Here is a 19,619-nt window from a genome sequence, read left to right on the forward strand (position 1 = left end):
CATGGCGCGGGTCGTCGTCGTCGGCAGCGGCATCGCCGGGCTGGTCGCCGCGCTGACGGCGCAGCACCGCCACGAGGTGCTGCTCGTCACCAAGGGCACGCTGGCGGAGTCGTCGACGCGCGCCGCGCAGGGCGGGATCGCCGCGGTCACGGCGCCGGGCGACTCCGTGGCGCTGCACGTGGAGGACACGCTCACCGCCGGTGCGGGCCTCGCCGTGCGCTCGGCGGTCGAGGTGCTCTGCGCTGAGGGGCCGGAGGCGGTCGCGGTGCTGCAGGAGTGGGGCGTCGGCTTCGACCGCGAGGGCGGCGAGCTGGCGCGGGGACTCGAGGGCGCCCACTCGCGTCCGCGGATCCTGCACGCCGGCGGCGACGCGACGGGCGCCGCGATCGAGGCCGCTCTCGTGGCGGCGGTGCGGGCCTCGTCCGTCGAGGTGCGCGAGCACGCCGCCCTGGTCGACGTGGTGCGGGAGGGCGGCTCGGTCACGGGCGCCGACGTCCTGCACGACGGCGTGCTCGAGCGCCTGACGGCCGACGCGGTCGTGCTGGCCACCGGAGGCGCCGGGCAGCTCTACCGGCACACCACCAATCCGTCCGTCGCGACCGGGGACGGGCTCGCCGCGGCCCTGCGGGCAGGAGCGGAGACGGCGGACCTGGAGTTCTACCAGTTCCACCCGACCACGCTCGCGCTGCCGGGCGGCTTCCTCGTCTCGGAGGCGGTGCGCGGCGAGGGCGCGGTGCTGCGCGACGCCGCCGGCGAGCGGTTCCTGGCCGGGGTGCACCCCGAGGCCGAGCTGGCGCCGCGCGACGTCGTGGCGCGCGCGATCGCGGAGCGGATGCGGATGCAGGGCGGACTGCCCGTGCACCTGGACGCCCGGGCGATCGACCCCGAGGTGCTGGCGAAGAGGTTCCCGACGATCTCGGCGGCCTGCCGCGAGAACGGGCTCTCGCTCGCCGACGACCTGCTGCCCGTGACTCCGGCCGCGCACTACTGGATGGGCGGGATCGCGACCGACCTGGACGGGCGCACCAGCCTCCCCGGGCTGCTCGCAGTGGGCGAGGTCGCCCGCACCGGCGTCCACGGCGCGAACCGCCTCGCCTCCAACAGCCTGCTCGAGGGCGTCGTGTTCGCGCGCCGCGCGGCGCTCGCCCTCGACTCCCTCTCCTGGAGCGGCGGCCCGGTCGCCCCTCCCCGCGCCGTCGTCCCGATGACGCTCGACCGCACCGCTCTCCAGGACGCGATGTGGGCGGGAGCCGGCCTCTCCCGGGACGCGGCGGGGCTCACGGCGGCGCGCGACGCGCTCGTCGCCTCCGCCTCGCCCGCTCCGCTCGGACTGAGGACGCTCGAGGACGCGAACCTGCTGACCTGCGCCCTCGCTCTGATCGACGCCGCGCTCGCGCGCACGCACTCCGTGGGCGCCCACCACCGCACCGACTCCCCCGACCCCGCGACGGCGAGCGCCGCCGCCCCCACCAGAGAGGCGGCCCTTCCGTGCTGACCCGCCAGAGCATCGACCGCGTCGTCACCCTCGCCCTCGAGGAGGACGCGCCCTGGGGCGACCTGACCTCCGACACTCTCCTCCCCGCGGACGCCACCGCGAGCGCCGCCCTCGTGGCCCGCGAGCCCGGCGTCTTCAGCGGCGGCGCCGTCCTCGTCGGCACGATGCGGCAGGTCGACTCCCGGATCCGCTGCTCGGTGCTCGTGGAGGACGGCGCGGTCTTCGAGGCCGGGCAGACCCTCGCCCGGATCGAGGGCCCCGCGGGCGGCGTGCTCCGCGGCGAGCGCGTCGCGCTCAACCTCGTGCAGCGGATGAGCGGCATCGCCACCCTGACGGCGCAGTACGTCGCCGCGGTGGAGGGGACGCGCGCCCGCATCGTCGACACCCGCAAGACCACGCCGGGCCTGCGCGCGCTCGAGAGGCACGCCGTCCGCAGCGGCGGCGGCCGCAACCACCGCTTCTCGCTCTCGGACGCGGTGCTGGCGAAGGACAACCACCTCGCGGTGCTCGCCGCGCGCGGGATCGACCTGACCGCGGCCCTGCGGGCGGCGCGCGCCTCGATCCCGCACACGGCGCACCTCGAGGTCGAGGTCGACCGGCTCGACCAGATCGAGCCCGCGCTGGCGGGAGGCGCGGACACGATCATGCTCGACAACTTCACCCCCGAGCTGCTCCGCCGGGGCGTCGCCCTCATCGGCGGGCGGGCCGTGGTCGAGGCGAGCGGCGGCGTCGACCTCACGACCGTGCGCGCGATCGCGGAGGCGGGGGTCGACGTGATCTCCGTCGGCGCGCTCACCCACAGCGTCCGCTCGCTCGACCTCGGCCTGGACATCGCGGTCGAGTGATCTACCTCGACCACGCCGCGACCTCGCCCGTGCGCCGCGAGGTGCTGGAGGCCATGTGGCCGTTCCTCACCGCGGAGTACGGCAACCCGTCGAGCAGCCACTCGCTCGGCGACGCCGCGGCGCGCGCGCTCGAGGCGGCGCGCGCTCACGTGGCCCGCTTCCTCGGCGGCCGCACCTCTGAGACGCTCTTCACCTCCGGCGGCACGGAGTCGATCAACACGGCGATCAAGGGCCTCGCGCTGGGGTCGCCGCGCGGACGGCACCTGGTGATCTCGGCGCTCGAGCACGAGGCGACCGTCGAGTCGGCCGACCACCTCCGGCGCCTGCACGGCTTCGAGGTGTCGACGGCCCCCGTCGACGCGACCGGCCTGCTCGACCTCGACGCGCTCGCCGCGCTGGTCCGGCCGGACACCGCGCTGGTCTCGGTGCTCGCGGCGAGCAACGAGATCGGGACGGTGCAGGACGTGCCGGCGATCGCGGCGCTCTGCCGATCGCGGGGCGTGCCGCTGCACGTGGACGCCGTCCAGGCCGCCGGCTGGCTGGACGTCGCGGGCTGGGGCGCCGACGCGGTCTCGGTCTCCGGGCACAAGCTCGGGGCCCCGAAGGGCGTGGGGGCGCTGCTGCTGCGCAGCCGGCTCCCGTTCGAGCCCCTGCTGCACGGCGGCGGCCAGGAGCGGGAGCGGCGCTCGGGCACCGAGAACGTGGCCTTCGCGGTCGCGCTCGGCACCGCGGTGCGCCTGCTCGATCCGGACCGCGCGGCGCGGGTCGGAGCGGTCCGGGACGCGTTCGCCGAGCGGGTCGCGGCCCTGGCGCCCCGGGCCGTGCCGCTGGGCTCCGCGGCGCACCGGCTCCCCTCGATCGCCGCGTACGCCGTCCCCGGGCGCAGCGGCGAGTCGACGCTCCTCGAGCTGGAGGAGCGCGGCGTCGTCGTCTCGAGCGGCTCGGCGTGCGCCGCCGGGCGCGACGAGCCCTCGCCCGCGCTGCTGGCCCTCGGCCTCGACCCCGACGTCGCCCGGACCGCCGTGCGGTTCAGCTTCGGCGAGGGCGCCACGCTCGAGGAGGCCGAGGCCGCGTCCTCCGCGCTCTGCGCGGTCCTCACCTGAGACCTCTCGCAGCGGATCCCCGTCGATCGGGAATGTCCGGGGCGTCCGCCGCTGTTCTCCCTCCGTACCCCGCATCCGCGCCCGCGAGTCGAGCCGTCGGTGCGCCCCTCACACCGATCCCCCTCACGACCGGAGAACACCTGTGACCGAGCGCAGCACCCTTCCCGCCGCGCGGCCCGCCGCACCCGCCGCCGCCACGACCCTCGAGCCGCGCAGCCGCCTGGTCATCAGCCTTCTGCTGGTGTCGGCGTTCGTCGTGATCCTCAACGAGACGATCATGAGCGTGGCGTTGCCCGACCTCATGCGCGACTTCGACGTCGAGGCGCACGTGGGCCAGTGGCTCTCGACCGCCTTCATGCTCACGATGGCCGTCGTCATCCCGATCACGGGCTACCTGATCCAGCGGCTGCACACCCGCATGCTCTTCGCCGCCGCGATGATCCTCTTCAGCCTCGGCACGCTCACCGCCGCGCTCGCCCCGACCTTCGCGGTCCTCCTGGCGGCCCGCGTGGTGCAGGCCGGCGGCACGGCCATCATGATGCCGCTGCTGATGACGACCGTGATGACGCTGGTGCCCCCGGCGATCCGCGGCCGGATGATGGGCAACATCTCGATCGTCATCTCGGTGGCTCCGGCCGTCGGACCGACGATCTCGGGCGTCATCCTCAACTTCCTCGGCTGGCGCTGGATGTTCTGGATCGTGCTGCCGATCGCGATCGGCGCGCTGCTCCTGGGCCTGCGCAAGGTCGAGAACGTCACCGAGCCCCGCTCCATCCCGATCGACTCGCTCTCGGTCGTCCTCTCGGTCTTCGGCTTCGGCGGCCTCGTCTACGGCCTGTCGAGCCTCGGCGAGGGCGGAGCCGCGGTCGTCGCGCCGTGGATCCCGTTCGTCGTCGCGGGCCTCGGCCTCGCGGGCTTCATCGCGCGCCAGCTCCTGCTGCAGCGCACCGACCGGGCCCTGCTGGACCTCCGGACCTTCTCCTCCGCGAACTTCACCATCGTCATCGCGATGATGGCGGTCAGCATGTCGGCGCTCTTCGGCACGCTGATCCTGCTGCCCCTCTACACGCAGAACGTGCTGGGCCTCACTCCGCTGGAGACCGGGTTGCTCCTGCTCCCCGGCGGCCTGCTGATGGGCCTGCTCGCGCCGTTCGTCGGCCGCGGCTATGACCGCTTCGGCCCGCGCGTGCTGCTCGTGCCCGGCTCGATCGTCGTCGCCGGCGCACTGTGGGGGTACACCCTGCTCGCGGCGGACTCGTCGCCCTGGTTCGTCCTCTCGCTGCACGTGACCCTCAGCCTGGGCCTCGCCTTCGTCTTCACGCCGCTGTTCACCGCCGGCCTCGGCTCGGTGCGCCCCTCGCTCTACTCGCACGGCAGCGCGATCATCGGCACCGTGCAGCAGCTGGGCGGCGCGTCGGGCACGGCGCTGTTCGTCACCGTCCTCTCGATCCGGTCGGCGGAGCTCGCGCAGGGCGGAGCCGACCAGGCCGCCTCCTACGCCGGCGGCATCCACTCCGCGTTCCTGTGGGGCGCGTCGATCGCGACGGTCGCGATCGTGGCCGCGTTCTTCGTCCGCCGCCCGGCGGAGTCGGACGCGCCGCTCCCGATGGCGCACTGAGCCGGGCGGGCCGACCCCGCCTGTTCACCTCCGCGTCACCCCGCCTCCCTACGGTGTCGCCCCGGCCGCCGCGCTCCCGATCGCGCGGCCGGGACGGAGACGAGACGTGACCGAGACGGCCGGCCCCCAGGACGTGCTCGACGCCGGAGCGGCCACCCCTCCTCCCCGCACGCTGGTCGACGTCCTCCGCGACACCGCGGAGCGCCACCCGGACGCCTCCGCGCTGGAGGACCCGGCCGGAGCGCTCAGCTACCGGGAGCTGCTGGCCCGTACGGTGCAGCTCGCGGGCGAGCTCACCGCCGCCGGGGTCCGACGCGGCGACCGCGTCGGGATCCGCATGCCCAGCGGCTCCCGCGAGCTCTACCTCGCGATCCTGGCCGTCCTCGCCGCGGGAGCCGCGTACGTCCCGGTGGACGCGGACGACCCCGAGGAGCGGGCGCGCCTCGTCTTCGGCGAGGCCGCCGTCCGCGGCGTGATCACCGGCTCCGGCCGCTTCGAGCGCACCGGCGCCGACGAGCCGGCCGCGCGCCTGTTCACCGCGAGCGCGCCGCACCCGAGCACGGCGTCGATCCCGCTGCTGCAGCCGCCCTCGCTCGAGGACGACGCCTGGATCATCTTCACCTCCGGCTCCACCGGAACCCCCAAGGGAGTGGCGGTCAGCCACCGCTCCGCCGCCGCCTTCGTCGACGCCGAGGCGCGCCTGTTCCTCCAGGCGGAGCCGCTCGGCCCCGGGGACCGCGTGCTGGCCGGTCTCTCCGTCGCGTTCGACGCGTCCTGCGAGGAGATGTGGCTCGCCTGGCGGCACGGCGCCTGCCTCGTCCCCGCTCCCCGCTCGCTGGTCCGCAGCGGCATGGACCTCGGCCCCTGGCTGACCACGCACGGCATCACCGTGGTCTCGACCGTGCCGACCCTCGCGGCGCTCTGGCCCGCGGAGTCGCTCGAGAACGTCCGCCTGCTGATCTTCGGCGGCGAGGCGTGCCCGCCGGAGCTCGGCGAGCGCCTGGCCGTCGAGGGCCGCGAGGTCTGGAACACCTACGGGCCGACCGAGGCCACCGTCGTCGCCTGCGCCGCGCCCCTCGGCGGGCCTCCCCCGGTGCGCATCGGGCTGCCGCTGGACGGCTGGCGGCTCGCCGTCGTGGATGCGGACGGGCAGCGGGTCGGCGAGGGCGACGTCGGCGAGCTGGTCATCGGCGGGGTCGGGCTCGCGCGCTACCTCGACCCGGTCAAGGACGCCGAGAAGTACGCGCCGGCACCGCTCCTGGGCTGGGAGCGGGCCTACCGCTCCGGCGACCTGGTGCGCTTCGAGAGCGCCGGCCTGGTCTTCCAGGGGCGCGCGGACGACCAGGTGAAGCTCGGCGGTCGGCGGATCGAGCTCGGCGAGGTCGAGGCGGCGCTGCAGGCGCTCCCCGGAGTCTCGGGGGCGGCGGCCGCGGTCCGCACCACGGCGGCCGGCAACCAGGTCCTCGTCGGCTACCTGGCCCTCGCCGGCGGCCGGGAGCTCGACCGCGACGCGGCGCTCGCCCGCCTGCGCGAGGAGCTGCCCGCATCCCTCGTGCCGCTGCTGGCCGTGGTCGAGGAGCTGCCGACCCGCGTCTCCGGCAAGGTCGACCGCGCCGCACTCCCCTGGCCGCTCGCCGTGGGCACGACCGAGGACGCCTCCCTCGACCCCGAGGAGGCGTGGCTCGCCGCCCTCTGGCGCGACGTGCTCGGCGTGCCGGTCGACGAGCGGGCGAACTTCTTCGACCTCGGCGGCGGCTCCCTCGCCGCCGCCCAGCTGGTCGCGCGGATCCGCGAGCGCGACCCCGAGTTCACGGTCGCCGACGTCTACGCCCACCCGCGTCTCGCGGCGATGGCCGCCGAGATCCAGAGCCGCTCGACCGGCACTGCGGAGGTGTCCGCTCACCGCATCGCGCCGGTCCCCCTCAGGATGCGCGTGCTGCAGACCCTCCTCGGCGCACCACTGCTCGTGCTCGGCAGCGCCCGCTGGATCACTGCGATCCTCAGCGTCACCGCGGTGCTCGACCTGGTGCCGGGGTTCGGCTGGCTGCCCACCGCTCCGCTCGCCGCGCTGATCCCCGCGTTCGCGCTCTTCCTCACGCCGTTCGGGCGGATGGGGCTCACCGTCCTCGCCGCGCGCACCCTGCTGCGCGGGATCCGAGCCGGAGACCACCCGCGCGGCGGGAGCGTGCACCTCCGGCTCTGGCTGGCGGAGCAGATCGCGTTCCAGCTCAAGGCCGTGAGCCTGGCGGGCGCGCCCTGGGTCGCCTACTACGCCCGCGCGCTCGGCGCCCGCATCGCCGACGACGTCGACCTGCACTCCCTCCCTCCGCTGACCGGGATGCTCACGCTCGGGCGCGGCGCCGCGATCGAGCCCGAGGTCGACCTCTCCGGCTACTGGATCGACGGCGACGTCCTGCGCGTCGGTGCCGTCCGGGTCGGCGCCGGCAGCACGGTGGGCGCGCGCAGCACGCTCCTCCCCGGCGCCCGGATCGGCAAGCACGCGCAGATCGAGCCGGGATCGGCCGTCTTCGGGCGGGTGCCGGCCGGGCAGCGCTGGGGAGGATCCCCCGCCCAGCGGCTCGGCAGGGCGAACGCCGGGTTCCCCTCGGAGCGCCCGGCGCGCCGCCCGGGCTGGGTCTGGGCGTACGGAGCGTCCGCGGTCGGCCTCGCAGCGGTCCCGGTCCTCGCCCTCGCGGCCGGGCTCGCCGTCGTGGCCGCCGCCGTGCGCGGCTCGGCCGGCCTCGGCGCCGCGCTCGGGCCCGCTCTCGCCGCCCTCGTGCCCGCCGTCGCCGTCTCCGGAGTCGTCCTCGCCGCCCTCGTCGTCGTCCTGGTGCGCCTGCTCGGCCGGGGCGTCGAGCCGGGCACCCACCCTGTGCGCGGTCGGATCGGCTGGCAGGTCTGGTCGACGGAGCGGCTGCTCGACTCCGCGCGGGTCCTGCTCTTCCCGCTCTACTCGGGCCTGTTCACCCCGGTCTGGCTGCGGCTCCTCGGCGCGAAGGTCGGACGCGACGTCGAGGCCTCGACGGTGCTGCTCCTGCCCGCGATGACGACCATCCGCGACGGCGCGTTCCTCGCCGACGACACGCTCGTCGCCTCCTACGCGCTCGGCGGCGGCTGGATGCGGCTCGCCCGCGCCGAGATCGGCGAGCGCGCGTTCCTCGGCAACTCCGGCATGGCCGCGCCCGGCCACACCGTGCCCGCCGGCGGACTCGTCGCCGTCCTCTCCTCCGCGCCCCGCAAGTCGAAGGCGGGCTCGTCGTGGCTGGGCTCACCGCCCGTGCGGCTGCGGCGCACCGTCGTCGAGGCGGAGTCGGCGCGCACCTTCCGCCCGGCCCGCCGACTCCGCGCGGCCCGCATCGCGTGGGAGCTCGGCCGCTTCGTCCCGGTGGTCGTCTCGGTCGCGATCGGCCTCGGCGTGGTAGCCGGACTGCTCGCGCTGATCCAGACGCTCGGGGCGGTGCTCGCCGCGCTCGTGGGAGGCGTCGTGCTGCTGGCCGCCGGAGCGGTCGCCGCGGCCGTCTCCACCGCCGCGAAGTGGATCCTGATCCAGCGGGTCGAGCCGAGCGAGCAGCCGCTGTGGTCCTCGTTCGTCTGGCGGAGCGAGCTGGCCGACGCCTTCACCGAGATGGTCGCCGCGCCCTGGTTCGCCCACGCCGCCGCGGGCACTCCGGCGCTGGTCTGGTGGCTGCGGAGCCTCGGCGCCCGGATCGGACGCGGCGTCTGGTGCGAGAGCTACTGGCTCCCCGAGGCCGATCTGATCTCGCTCGGCGACGGAGCGACCGTGAACCGGGGCTGCGTCGTGCAGACGCACCTGTTCCATGATCGAATCATGAGCATGGATCTCGTGAGCCTCGACGCCGGCGCCACCCTGGGCCCGCACAGCGTGATCCTCCCCGCCGCGCGGATCGCCGAGCACGGCACGGTCGGCCCGGCCTCGCTCGTCATGCGGGGGGAGCTCGTGCCCGCGGGCAGCCGCTGGAGCGGCAACCCGATCGGCCCGTGGCGCGAGGTGCGCGTCGCCGACTACCACGCGCCCGTCGCGTGAGCCCCGCGCTGACCGGGCTCGAGACCGCCGGCGACCCCTACGTCCCCGGCATCGGGAACACCGGCTACCGCGTCGAGTCCTACGACCTCGACCTCGACTACCGCGTCGCCTCGAACCGCCTGGCCGGCCGGGCCGTGCTGCGGATCGTCGCGCTGCAGCCGCTCCGGCGGTTCTCCCTCGACCTCTCCCGGCTCCGCGTGGCCCGCGTCCGGATCGACGGACGCCGCGCCCGCCACGAGCAGGCGCCGCACAAGCTGCGGGTGTCCCCCGCCGAGCCGCTGGCCGCCGGCGAGAGCGTCGACGTCGAGATCGAGTACAGCGGCCACCCCGCCCCCCGCGCCAGCCACTGGGGCGAGCTCGGCTGGGAGGAGCTGGAGGACGGGGTGCTCGTCGCCTCGCAGCCCTCCGGCTCCTCCACCTGGTTCCCCTGCAACGACGACGTCGCCGAGAAGGCTCCCTACCGCCTGCGCGTCACCGCCGAGGAGGGCTACGCCGTGCTCGCGAACGGGGTGCTCATCGACTCGAGCGCCCGCTCCGGCCGCCGCACCTGGCTCTACGAGCAGCGCGAGCCCAGCGCCGCGTACCTCGCCTCGGTGCAGATCGGCCGCTACGCGATCGAGGAGCGCGTGCTCGCCGGCGTCGCGGTGACCCTCGCCCGCCCCGCCGCCCTGGCCGCTCGGGTCGCGCACGACTTCGCTCCGCTCGAGCGCATGCTCGCCCTGTTCACGCGGCTGTTCGGCCCCTACCCCTTCGCCCGCTACTGCGTCGTCGTCACGGCGGACGAGCTGGAGATCCCGCTCGAGGCGCAGGCGATGGCGGTGTTCGGCGCCAACCACGCCGACGGCCGCGGCGGCTCGGAGCGCCTCATCGCGCACGAGCTCGCGCACCAGTGGTTCGGCAACAGCGTGGGCATCGCCCGGTGGCGCCACATCTGGCTCAACGAGGGGTTCGCCTGCTACGCGGAGTGGCTGTGGTCGGAGGAGTCGAGCCGCGCCACCGCCGACGCCTGCGCCCGCCGCCACCACGCGGTGCTGCGGGCTGCGGCGCAGGATCTCGTGCTCGCCGATCCGGGGCCGGTCGCGCTCTTCGACGACCGCGTCTACAAGCGCGGCGCGCTCACCCTGCACGCGCTGCGGCTCACCGTCGGCGACGGGCCCTTCCTCCGGCTGCTGCGGGAGTGGACGTCCCGCTACGCCTCCGCCGCCGTCACCGACGAGGAGTTCCGCGAGCTCTGCACCGAGGTCCTCGGCGAGGGCGTGGACGACCTGCTCGACGCCTGGCTCCTCGACGAGGAGCTGCCGCCGCTACCGTCCCGGCGCTGACACCAGCGAGTCCGCGAGCGCGTCGCCGTGCTCGCGCCGCCAGCCGATGATGGGCCCGGCGCCCGCGTCCCACATCGGCCCGAGGGCGACGCTGACCCGCAGCGCGGGGTCCAGCTGCGGCTCGGCCAGCCGGAAGCGGACGCCGTCGATCCGCGCCTCCGCCGCGTGGTGCGACTCGTGCACGTGCACCCGGCGCGGGTCGAGCTCGAGCCCGCGACCGTCCGCCTTCAGTGCGGCCTCGATCCGGGTCCAGTGCAGGACGGGGTCGGCGGGGCGCATCCCGCCCGTGGCGAAGGGCGCCCCGGCGATGCGCGTGATCCGCTCCCCGCGCTCGGGCGTGCCCAGCGTCGGCTCCACATCGACGCCGACCGCACCGGCGCTGCTCGCCGCGACCACGACGGCGCCCGCGCAGTGCGCGATGCTCACCGACAGCAGCTCGAGCGCGATCCCGCGTCCCTCCAGCCGCGGCCGGCCGTGCGCGCCCCCGCAGCGCGGGCAGCACGCGACGACCCGGACCTCCGACGCGCGCGTCCCCGTGAGCTCGGCCGCGAGCATCCGCAGGAGCACCCGCCCGTAGACGAAGCGCTCGGCCGCCGACGCGGCGACCGTGCCGGCGTAGCGCTCGCGCTCCTCGTCGCTCAGCAGCGGCAGCAGCCGCTCGGCGTCCAGCGTCTGCTCGTCGAGCGCCAGCCAGCGCAGGTGCACCCCCGGCAGCTCCGCGCCGATCCCCGACTCCCCCATGTCCGTCCCCCCGGTCAGCTCGTCGCGGCGTGCTCGCCGCGCTCGTACACGTCCGCGGCCGATCCGACGATCAGCGGGTCCGGACCCAGCGGGCCCACGACCTCCTCGTCGCGTCCGTCGTAGTCGTAGAGGCTCAGGACGTAGCGCATGGCCTCGAGCCGGGCGCGCTTCTTGTCGTTGCTCTTCACGATGGTCCAGGGAGCGTCGGCGGTGTCGGTCGCCGCCATCATCGCCTCCTTGGCCGCGGTGTAGTCGCCCCACTTGTCGAGCGAGGCGAGGTCCATCGGCGAGAGCTTCCACTGGCGCACGGGGTCGATCATGCGGATCGTGAACCGGGTGCGCTGCTCCTCCGCCGAGACCGAGAACCACAGCTTCACCAGGTCGATGCCGTCGCCGACGAGCATCCGCTCGAACAGCGGCGTCTGGCGGATGAACTCGTCGTACTGCGCCGGCGTGCAGAAGCCCATCACGCGCTCCACGCCGGCCCGGTTGTACCAGGAGCGGTCGAAGAGGACGATCTCGCCGGCGGCCGGCAGGTGCGAGACGTAGCGCTGGAAGTACCACTGACCGGCCTCGCGCTCGGTCGGCTTCTCGAGCGCGACCACGCGGGCTCCGCGCGGGTTGAGGTGCTCGGTGAAGCGCTTGATGGTGCCGCCCTTGCCCGCGGCGTCGCGCCCCTCGAACACGACCACGAGTCGGCGCCCGTGCTTCTTGATCCAGTTCTGCAGCTTCAGCAGCTCGATCTGGAGGAGGCGCTTGCCCGCCTCGTACTCCTCGCGCGACATCCGCTCGTCGTAGGGGTAGCCCTCGCGCCAGGTGTCGACCTGCGTGCCGTCGCGGCGCAGGAGCACCGGATCGTCGTCGTCCTCGTCCAGCACGACGAGGTCCCGCGCGTCGGCGGGCGTGAGCGTGCGGAGCAGCTCGGGAGTGGGACGGAGGGCGTCATCGGCGTTGTCGGGCACGGAGGGACGCTAGTGCGCCCGTGCGACGCTCCGGTGAACGGCGGGTATCCCCGCGTCTGCGGGGAGGACGGTCGGACAGGCTGCCGCGCCGATCGCGGACCCGGCCGCCGGACGCGCAGGCTGACCACGACGGCTGTACGCGACCGAGGCTGCAGTGTTCGATCCGGTGCGTTCCCGCGAGGATCGACCGGCTCCGCCTCGTCTCGGGACGGCGTCAGCCGGTGAACGCCGCAGGAGGCAGGTCGGTCTCGCCGCCCTCGACCGCGTCGAGCAGCCGGTCGACCACGTCCTGCGGCGCCAGACCCGCGCCGAAGCGGGGCGCGTCTCCCGCGAGAGGGTGCCGGGACAGCTCGGTCTCGGTGTGGCCGGGGCGCGCGTCGAGCAGGAGGACGCCCGCCCGCTTGTACTCGCGGGCCGAGGCCTTCACGAAGGAGTGCAGTGCCGCCTTCGAGGCGGAGTACGCGGCGAGGCCCGCGGTCGGAGCCTCCGCCACCACGCCGCTGATGGTCAGCGCGAACGGCTCGCGCCCCTCGCCCGCCGACGCGACGAGCGACGGCAGCGCGGCGGTCAGCACCCGGATCGGCGCCAGCGCGTTCACCTCGACGAGCTCCTCCAGAACGGCCGGATCGAGCTCGGCGGACGGCCCGAAGGCCACGACGCCCGCGGCCACGACGACGCCGTCGAGGCGCCCGTGCCGCTCGAGCACCTCGGCGACCACGCGCCGGGGCTCGTCCTCCCCGCGCAGGTCGGCGACCAGGGGTGCCTCGCCGAGCGCCGCGGAGTCGCGCCCCGAGCGCACCGCGACGGCACCGCGCGCCTCCAGCGAATCGGCCAGGAGGCGGCCGAGGCCGCCCGAGGCTCCGAGGACGAGGACGACGGCACCGTCGAGACGAGTCATGTGGCGAGCCTAGACGGGTGCGCTGTCGCGGATCGGCACTACCGTACGAGCGACCGGGCCCCTACCGTGAGGCCCATGACACGACTGCAGAGCCGTGCCGTGCTGCACCGCCTGCTCGAGGTTCTCGAGGATCCCGCCCCCGTCACCATCGGCCACGCGCGTCACGTCCGGATGCTCGTCCGCGAGGCTCTGGAGTGGATCGCCGGCCCTCGAGCGCACGAGTCCGGTGCGTGGAGCGGCCCCGCTTCGGGAGAGCCCGCGGCCGCGCTCGCCCCCGAGGATCCCGCCGCCACGGACCCGGGTCTCTGACGCTCCCGCCCTCCTCGTAGACTCGTTCGCCGGAGGAACGGGGGGTCGATGGACGAGGGTGCGCCGGCGGGCTGGTACCGCGACGAGGCCGATGCGGCCGAGATGCGCTGGTGGGACGGCAGGCGGTTCACCGGGGCGCGCCGCTCCGCGCAGGACAGTGACGCGGTGGTGCGGGACGCACCCGTCACCCCCGTCACGGAGCGCGTCGTCTACCGCCTCCCGAACGCCGACGGCGCCCCGAGCGTCGACGCCCTCGCCGAGGCCGAGCGGATCGAGGAGATCGCCGATCTGATCGGCCGCACGCTCGAGCAGGGCGAGATCGACGAGCGGACCCTCGAGGTCGACCTGATCCCCGAGGCCGACCACCCCACCGGCCTCGACGCCGTCTCGGTCCGGGTCGGCGGCCGCGTCCTCGGCTACCTGCCGAACGCCTCCGCCCACCGGGCCGCTCTCGACCGGGTCGTGGCGAGCGGAGCCGTCCCGGTCACGACCGCGCGCCTCCGGGTCGAGCGCGGCGAGGAGGGCCTGCGGGCCGTCCTCCGCGTCGCCCTCGTCGCCCCCGAGCTGCTCGTGCCGCTCAACGAGCCGCCCGTCGAGCGCCACTCGATCCTCCCCTGGTCGCGGGGCCTGCCGGTCCTGCGCGAGGACGAGCACTTCGCCCGCCTCTCGTCGGTCGTTCCGGCGAGCGGCCGCGGCCTGCTGCTGGTGACCCTGCACCCGGCGGGCGACCTCGTCGAGCTCCGTCTCGACGGCGAGCGGGTGGGCGAGCTCTCCCCGACCCTCTCGGCGGATTTTGCCCCGACCCTCCGCCACCTCGCGAGCCTCGGCCTCACCGCCGCCGCCTACGCCTCCCTCCGCGGATCCCCGCTGAAGGTCGAGCTCACGCTGCAGGCAGCGAAGGCCGCTGAGCTGCCCGCCGAGTGGGTCGACGGCCGTCCGGTCACCCTCCCCCGACTCCTCCCGCCGGCTCGGACCTACTCCGTACCGCCCGCGTACACGCCGCCGCTGCGTCCCACTCCCCGCAGCTCGGAGGCGGTCTCCCGCTCGGTCCGCCGGACCGTCGCCTGGGTAGTCGTCGGCGTCTGCACCCTCGTCGGGCTGTCGAGCTGGCTGATCGGCGACGTGCTGAACTGACGGGCGGAGCGGACGTCCGGGGACGTGACCGGCCTCGTGTCGGACTCCCGGGGTCGGCGATCCCGCACCTCCGTGCAGAAGCGCCCGGCTCGCGGATCCGGGGATCCGAGCGAACCGGGCGCCTCGAGCCGAGCGCGGTCTTCCTACACGTTGAAGCGGAATTCCACGACGTCGCCGTCCTGCATGACGTAGTCCTTGCCCTCGATGCGGGCCTTGCCCTTCGCGCGGGCCTCGCCGATCGAGCCGGTCTCGACGAGGTCGTCGAACGAGATGATCTCGGCCTTGATGAAGCCCTTCTGGAAGTCGGTGTGGATGACACCGGCGGCCTGGGGCGCGGTCCAGCCCTTCCCGATGGTCCAGGCGCGCGTCTCCTTCGGGCCTGCCGTGAGGTACGTCTGGAGGCCCAGGGTGTCGAAGCCGATGGTCGCGAGCTGGTTGAGGCCCGACTCCGTCTGGCCGGTCGACTCGAGCATCTCGGCGGCGTCGGCCTCGTCGAGGTCGATCAGCTCGGACTCGATCTTCGCGTCGAGGAAGATCGCCTTCGCCGGCGCGACCAGGGCCGCGAGCTCGGCCTTCCGGGCGTCATCGGTCAGCACGGCCTCGTCGACGTTGAAGACGTAGATGAAGGGCTTGGCGGTCAGCAGGCCCAGCTCGCGGATCGGCTCCAGGTCGATCGAGGAGGCCGACAGCGGCTTGCCCTGGTCGAGGAACTCGCGCGCCTTCTTCGCGGTCTCGACCACGATCGGCTCGATCTTCCTGCCCTTGAGCTCCTTCTCGTAGCGGGCCTCGGCCTTCTCGAGGGTCTGGAGATCGGCGAGGACCAGCTCGGTGTTGATCGTCTCCATGTCGCTGGCGGCGTCGACCTTGCCGTCGACGTGGACGACGTCGGAGTCCTCGAAGCCGCGGATGACCTGCGCGATGGCGTCGGCCTCGCGGATGTTCGCGAGGAACTTGTTGCCCAGGCCCTCGCCCTCGGACGCGCCGCGCACGATGCCGGCGATGTCGACGAAGGAGACGGGCGCCGGGAGGATGCGCTCGGAGCCGAAGATCCCGGCGAGCACCTCGAGGCGGGAGTCGGGCAGGTTCACCACACCCACGTTCGGCTCGATCGTCGCGAACGGGTAGTTCGCCGCGAGCACCGTGTTCTTGGTCAGTGCGTTGAAGAGCGTCGACTTGCCGACGTTGGGGAGACCGACGATTGCGATAGTGAGAGCCACGGGCATCCATCCTACGGCGTGGCGGCGGAAGGGCCGGGCGGGCGGGGCGCGGAGGAACGGGAGGCGCCCGCCCGCGGCCGGCGGGTGCTCCCGCCCGCTCGTGGCGACGCGCGCGCGACGCTCCCGGCGGCGTCGGAGGTGCGTGAGAGGCTGGAGCGTGCCCATCGACTTCACCGCCATCGACTTCGAGACCGCCAACTCGCACGGGGCCTCCGCCTGCTCCGTCGGGCTCGTCAAGGTCCGCGACGGCCGCGTCGTCGACCGCGCCGGCTGGCTCATCCGCCCGCCGCTGGGGTACGACGACTTCCTCGAGTGGAACACGCGGATCCACGGCATCCGCAAGCACGACGTGCACGCCGCCGCCTCCTGGGTCGACCAGTTCGCCGACCTGGCGGCCTTCGCCGGCGAGGACGTGTTCGTCGCGCACAACGCCGGCTTCGACATGGGCGTCATCCGCGCAGCCTGCGCGGCGACCTCCCTCGAGCACCCCGAGTACGACTACCTCTGCTCGCTGCAGCTCGCCCGCAAGACGTACGAGCTCGACTCCTACCGCCTCCCCGTCGTCGCCATGGCCGCGGGCTTCGAGGACTTCCGCCACCACGACGCGTCGGCCGACGCCGAGGCGTGCGCCGCGATCGTCGTGCACGCGGCCCGGCGGCACGGCGCCGCGAGCATGGCCGAGCTCGGCGAGCTGGCCGGCGTCTCCGTGAAGCGCCTGCGCCCGAAGGCCCCCGTCGCCGCCTGACGTCCGTCATGCCGAGCCGGCTCGAGACGATCGGCTCAGCCGCGGGGGTCGCCGAACCAGGTGCTGAAGATGCGCCAGAAGTTCCGGTTCCCGTAGGCCGAGCAGTCGTCGCCCTCGCCGTAGAGGTTCGCGAGCGCCGCCGCATTCGGCTGGTACGGCGTGTAGTAGTAGAGACCCGCCGTGGCCGCGTTGGCGATCGTCACCGGGGCGGTGCCGCAGGACTCGTCCGGGGAGTAGCGGACGTCGCTGGCCGCGCCGACCGGGTACCAGTCGAAGCTCGAGTCCGGATTCCGGTAGCGCTGGAACTGCCACGCCGCTCCGTACACCTGCGCCGCGAAGCCGTAGGAGTCCGTGTCGCAGTCGGCGGTGTCCGGGCAGCCGTAGCCCGTGGCGCTGCGGAACTGCCGCTCGCTCGGCTCCGGATCGGTCACGAGCGACTGCTCCTTCTGCAGCAGCACCAGGAGGACGGCCGGATTCACGCCGCACGCGCCGGCGACCGAGGTGATGATCTCCGCTGCCGGGACGTCGCGTCCGGCGGGCAGCGCATCGCACTGCTCGTCGGCCGTGATCGCCGCGGTGTCCTCGGCGTAGTCGCGCAGGCACGGCACCGGCCCGCCCGCGCAGTCGGGGACGCGGGCGTCGAGGAACGCCTGCACCGTGAGCGGTCCGAGCGCGTCGCCGGCGAAGAAGACCTCGTCGGAGATCAGGTCGCCCGGGTCGAAGTCGGCCGCGACGGGGCCCGGCTGGAGGAAGGTCCACAGCCGGACGGTCTGCGGCTCGGACGGCACCGCTGCGAGGCGCGTGCCGTCGACGGAGTCTCCCAGCAGGAGTGCCACCAGCGCCGCGACGACGACGACCGCACCGCCCCGCCGGCGTCGGAGGCCGGTCGGGGACGGTGCGGTCGGGGTCATCCCTCCACGCTAGTGGCGGGGTCGCGGGCGATCAGCCGCAGGGGGTGAGCCGCGCGACGTCCTCCGAGAGGGTGGTGGGACCGCCGAGGAGGACGACCCGCTGAGCTCCCGACTTCGCGATGTCGGTCAGGACGGCGCGGGGCACGCAGTTCGTCGGCACGGCGAACAGCGGGCTGTTCGAGTAGCCCGCCGCCGTGGCTCCGGCGAGGGCGTCGGGGAAATTCTCGCCCGTCGCCAGGAACACGGTCTCGGCCCTCGAGAAGGCTGCCCGGTTCAGCTGCTCCGAGGTGTCGTAGCGGTCGACTCCGCCGATGCGGGTGATCGTCGGCACCGGAAGCGAGTTCTTGATCCCCTCGCTCACCGACAGGGGGCTGCCCGCGATGGTGAGGTTCTGCACCTTGAGCTTCGAGAGGATGCCCTTCGTCACGGCGTCGGCCGTGCTGCCGGTGCCGTTCACGAGGACGACGGGCGCGTCGACGGAGCCGGCCGCGGCGCTCGCGCCGAGCGCGTCGGGGAACTTCTCGCCCGTGGCGAGCCAGGCCCGCGTCGAGCCGCCCGAGAACGCGCTCTGGATGATGAGCCTGGACGTGTCGTAGCGGTCCTTCCCTCCGATGCGGTCCACCGTCGGCGAGTAGGACCTCAGCTGGTTCAGCAGGCCGTCGCCGACGCTCAGTGCGGAGCCGACCACGACGATCCTCGCCGGCTTGAGCCGGCTGAGCTCGTCGCGAACGGGCTGCGACATCGAGTCCCGGTCGACCAGGAGCAGCGGACCGCCCTGCTTGGCCGCGGCAGGGGCGGCGCTCAGGGCGTCGGGGAAGTTGGCGCCGGTCGCGATGTAGACGACCGGGACGTTCGTGCGGAAGACGGCCTTCGAGATCGCGACGGCGGTGCCCTGGCGGTCCGTGCCGGCCAGGCGCGAGACGTCGATCCCGGCCGACGTGCTCACGGACGAGCAGCCGAGATCCTTCCGGCCGGGGCCCCGGGAGTCGCCCGTGCCGACCCAGCGGTTCCAGTCGACGGAGTCGGCGGAGACGCAGACCTGGTAGGTGCCGGGTGCCGAGACGGGCGTGGTGGCGCCGAAGCCGTGGGCGCGGCCGGCGACGGAGTACTCGCCCGGGATGTCACCGCGGTCGCCGTTCGCGGTCTGCGTGCGGACCGTGCGGGTGCCGTCGGGGCCGGTCACCGTGACCGTCGTGGTCAGCGCGGCCTGCTGCGTCGTCGGATCGACGGCCCAGCCGGACACGCTCAGGGTGCTGCCCGAGATGCGCGGGGCGTCGACGCGTCCCGCGGGGGCGATCCCGGCGTTGGCCAGGGTGCCGTTCGGGTTCCAGTCGCTGAAAAGGTACCAGAAGTTGATGTTGCCGTAGGTCGCGCAGGCCGCGTTGCCGGAGCCGGTGAGCGCGTAGTCGTTGGGCTGGTACGGCGTGTAGTAGTAGAGGTCGGCCGTGGCCTGGTTGCGGATGGTGACCGGCGAGGAGCCGCACGCGGTGCTCGGGTAGTAGGCGACGTTCGGCGTCGTGCCCGGAGCGTAGGTGGTGAAGTTCGAGCCGGAGCCGGGCGGGTTGGCGTAGCGCTTGAACTGGCGGGCCGCGCTGTAGACCTGCGTGAAGAAGCCCGCCGAGCCGGGGTCGCACGCCGCGGTGTCCGGGCAGTTGTAGCCGGTCGCCTTGGCGTAGTCCTCGGGGCTGGGCGTCGCGTCGGTGACGAGGCTCCGCTCCTTCTGCACGAGCACGACCAGGGCGAGCGGGTTGATGCCGCAGGCCAGGCCGACGCGCGTGAAGATCGAGGCCGACGACTCGCTGCCGGAGCCCTGGTAGGCGCTGCACATCGCGTCCGCCGCCTTGGACGGCGTCGCCTGCGAGAAGTTCTTGAGGCAGGGGGCGGTGCCTGCGGTGGAGCACGGGCTGCCCTTCTCGTTCAGGAGCGACTGCACCTGACCGGTGCTCAGCGCGTCCCCGTCGAAGAACTGGGCGTCGCTGACGATGAAGCCGGCGCGGAAGCTCTTCGTCTCCTCGGCGCTGTACTGCGTCGACTGGTCCGGGACGCCGAGGTCGGCGCGGTCGAGGGACGCGTCGAGAGCGCCGGTCTCGACCGAGACGGTCGACGGCGCGTCATCGGCGGCGGAGGCGGAGGTGATCGGGACGAGGGCGGTGCCGAGCCCGACGGCGAGAGCGAGCGCGGCCGTGAGCAGGCGCGATGAGCGGTGGTGATTCCCCATGATCGCGAAGTCTACGAGGCGGTCGCAGGGCGTCCTGGCCCTCGTTCGGTGGGCGT

The 19,619-nt window shown here is 74.2% G+C and carries 15 protein-coding genes; 9 read left to right on the forward strand and 6 right to left on the reverse strand.

Annotated elements, in window-relative coordinates:
- Position 1: 1 nt before the first annotated feature.
- From nadB to C5C55_RS02145, 6 genes are all read left to right on the forward strand, one after another.
- Positions 2–1,495, forward strand: a complete 1,494-nt coding sequence (nadB, locus tag C5C55_RS02120; RefSeq protein WP_104232750.1) for an L-aspartate oxidase — start codon at positions 2–4, stop codon at positions 1,493–1,495.
- Positions 1,489–2,340, forward strand: coding sequence for a carboxylating nicotinate-nucleotide diphosphorylase (nadC, locus tag C5C55_RS02125; protein WP_104232751.1), 852 nt, complete (start codon positions 1,489–1,491; stop codon positions 2,338–2,340). The genes nadB and nadC overlap by 7 nt, the downstream gene beginning before the upstream one ends.
- A complete protein-coding gene (locus C5C55_RS02130; protein WP_104232752.1) occupies positions 2,337–3,443 on the forward strand; it encodes a cysteine desulfurase family protein in 1,107 nt (368 codons plus the stop codon). The genes nadC and C5C55_RS02130 overlap by 4 nt, the downstream gene beginning before the upstream one ends.
- Positions 3,444–3,585: 142 nt before the next feature.
- Positions 3,586–5,061: a DHA2 family efflux MFS transporter permease subunit gene (locus tag C5C55_RS02135; RefSeq protein WP_104232753.1), complete on the forward strand. Its 1,476-nt coding sequence runs from the start codon at positions 3,586–3,588 to the stop codon at positions 5,059–5,061.
- 106 nt (positions 5,062–5,167) lie between these two features.
- Complete coding sequence (locus tag C5C55_RS02140; RefSeq protein ID WP_181067733.1) at positions 5,168–9,106, forward strand: Pls/PosA family non-ribosomal peptide synthetase; 3,939 nt, start codon at positions 5,168–5,170, stop codon at positions 9,104–9,106.
- The gene (locus C5C55_RS02145; protein WP_258065153.1) at positions 9,103–10,428 is read left to right on the forward strand and encodes a M1 family metallopeptidase; all 1,326 of its coding nucleotides are present in this window, start codon (positions 9,103–9,105) and stop codon (positions 10,426–10,428) included. Before C5C55_RS02140 ends, C5C55_RS02145 begins: the two co-directional genes overlap by 4 nt.
- Here the strand turns inward: C5C55_RS02145 and C5C55_RS02150 are convergent.
- From C5C55_RS02150 to C5C55_RS02160, 3 genes are all read right to left on the reverse strand, one after another.
- Positions 10,411–11,169, reverse strand: a complete 759-nt coding sequence (locus C5C55_RS02150) for a 4'-phosphopantetheinyl transferase superfamily protein (RefSeq protein WP_104232755.1) — start codon at positions 11,167–11,169, stop codon at positions 10,411–10,413. The two genes, C5C55_RS02145 and C5C55_RS02150, sit on opposite strands and share 18 nt — an antisense overlap.
- A 14-nt stretch (positions 11,170–11,183) precedes the next feature.
- Positions 11,184–12,044, reverse strand: coding sequence for a polyphosphate kinase 2 (ppk2, locus tag C5C55_RS02155; protein WP_244230712.1), 861 nt, complete (start codon positions 12,042–12,044; stop codon positions 11,184–11,186).
- 301 nt (positions 12,045–12,345) lie between these two features.
- The gene (locus C5C55_RS02160; protein WP_104222961.1) at positions 12,346–13,029 is read right to left on the reverse strand and encodes an SDR family oxidoreductase; all 684 of its coding nucleotides are present in this window, start codon (positions 13,027–13,029) and stop codon (positions 12,346–12,348) included.
- Positions 13,030–13,104: 75 nt separating this feature from the next.
- Between C5C55_RS02160 and C5C55_RS02165 the strand changes: the two genes are divergently transcribed.
- Positions 13,105–13,338, forward strand: coding sequence for a hypothetical protein (locus C5C55_RS02165; RefSeq protein ID WP_104222960.1), 234 nt, complete (start codon positions 13,105–13,107; stop codon positions 13,336–13,338).
- A gap of 48 nt (positions 13,339–13,386) precedes the next feature.
- Positions 13,387–14,472 (forward strand): DUF2510 domain-containing protein, encoded by a 1,086-nt coding sequence (locus C5C55_RS02170; RefSeq protein WP_104232756.1) that lies wholly within the window; start codon positions 13,387–13,389, stop codon positions 14,470–14,472.
- A gap of 143 nt (positions 14,473–14,615) precedes the next feature.
- Here the strand turns inward: C5C55_RS02170 and ychF are convergent, their stop codons facing one another.
- The gene (gene ychF / locus C5C55_RS02175; protein ID WP_104232879.1) at positions 14,616–15,689 is read right to left on the reverse strand and encodes a redox-regulated ATPase YchF; all 1,074 of its coding nucleotides are present in this window, start codon (positions 15,687–15,689) and stop codon (positions 14,616–14,618) included.
- 157 nt (positions 15,690–15,846) lie between these two features.
- On the opposite strand from ychF, the gene C5C55_RS02180 reads away from it, so the two are divergent.
- Positions 15,847–16,434: an exonuclease domain-containing protein gene (locus C5C55_RS02180; protein WP_104224410.1), complete on the forward strand. Its 588-nt coding sequence runs from the start codon at positions 15,847–15,849 to the stop codon at positions 16,432–16,434.
- Between the two features lie 35 nt (positions 16,435–16,469).
- On the opposite strand, the gene C5C55_RS02185 is transcribed toward C5C55_RS02180, so the two are convergent.
- Positions 16,470–17,345, reverse strand: a complete 876-nt coding sequence (locus tag C5C55_RS02185) for a hemagglutinin (protein WP_104232757.1) — start codon at positions 17,343–17,345, stop codon at positions 16,470–16,472.
- A gap of 31 nt (positions 17,346–17,376) precedes the next feature.
- Positions 17,377–19,563 carry a cell wall-binding repeat-containing protein gene (locus C5C55_RS02190; RefSeq protein WP_104232758.1) on the reverse strand — a complete coding sequence of 729 codons (2,187 nt, stop codon included), beginning with the start codon at positions 19,561–19,563 and terminating at the stop codon, positions 17,377–17,379.
- Positions 19,564–19,619: the final 56 nt, after the last annotated feature.

This window comes from Rathayibacter sp. AY1C2, from assembly GCF_002931195.1.
Classification (GTDB): Bacteria; Actinomycetota; Actinomycetes; order Actinomycetales; family Microbacteriaceae; genus Rathayibacter.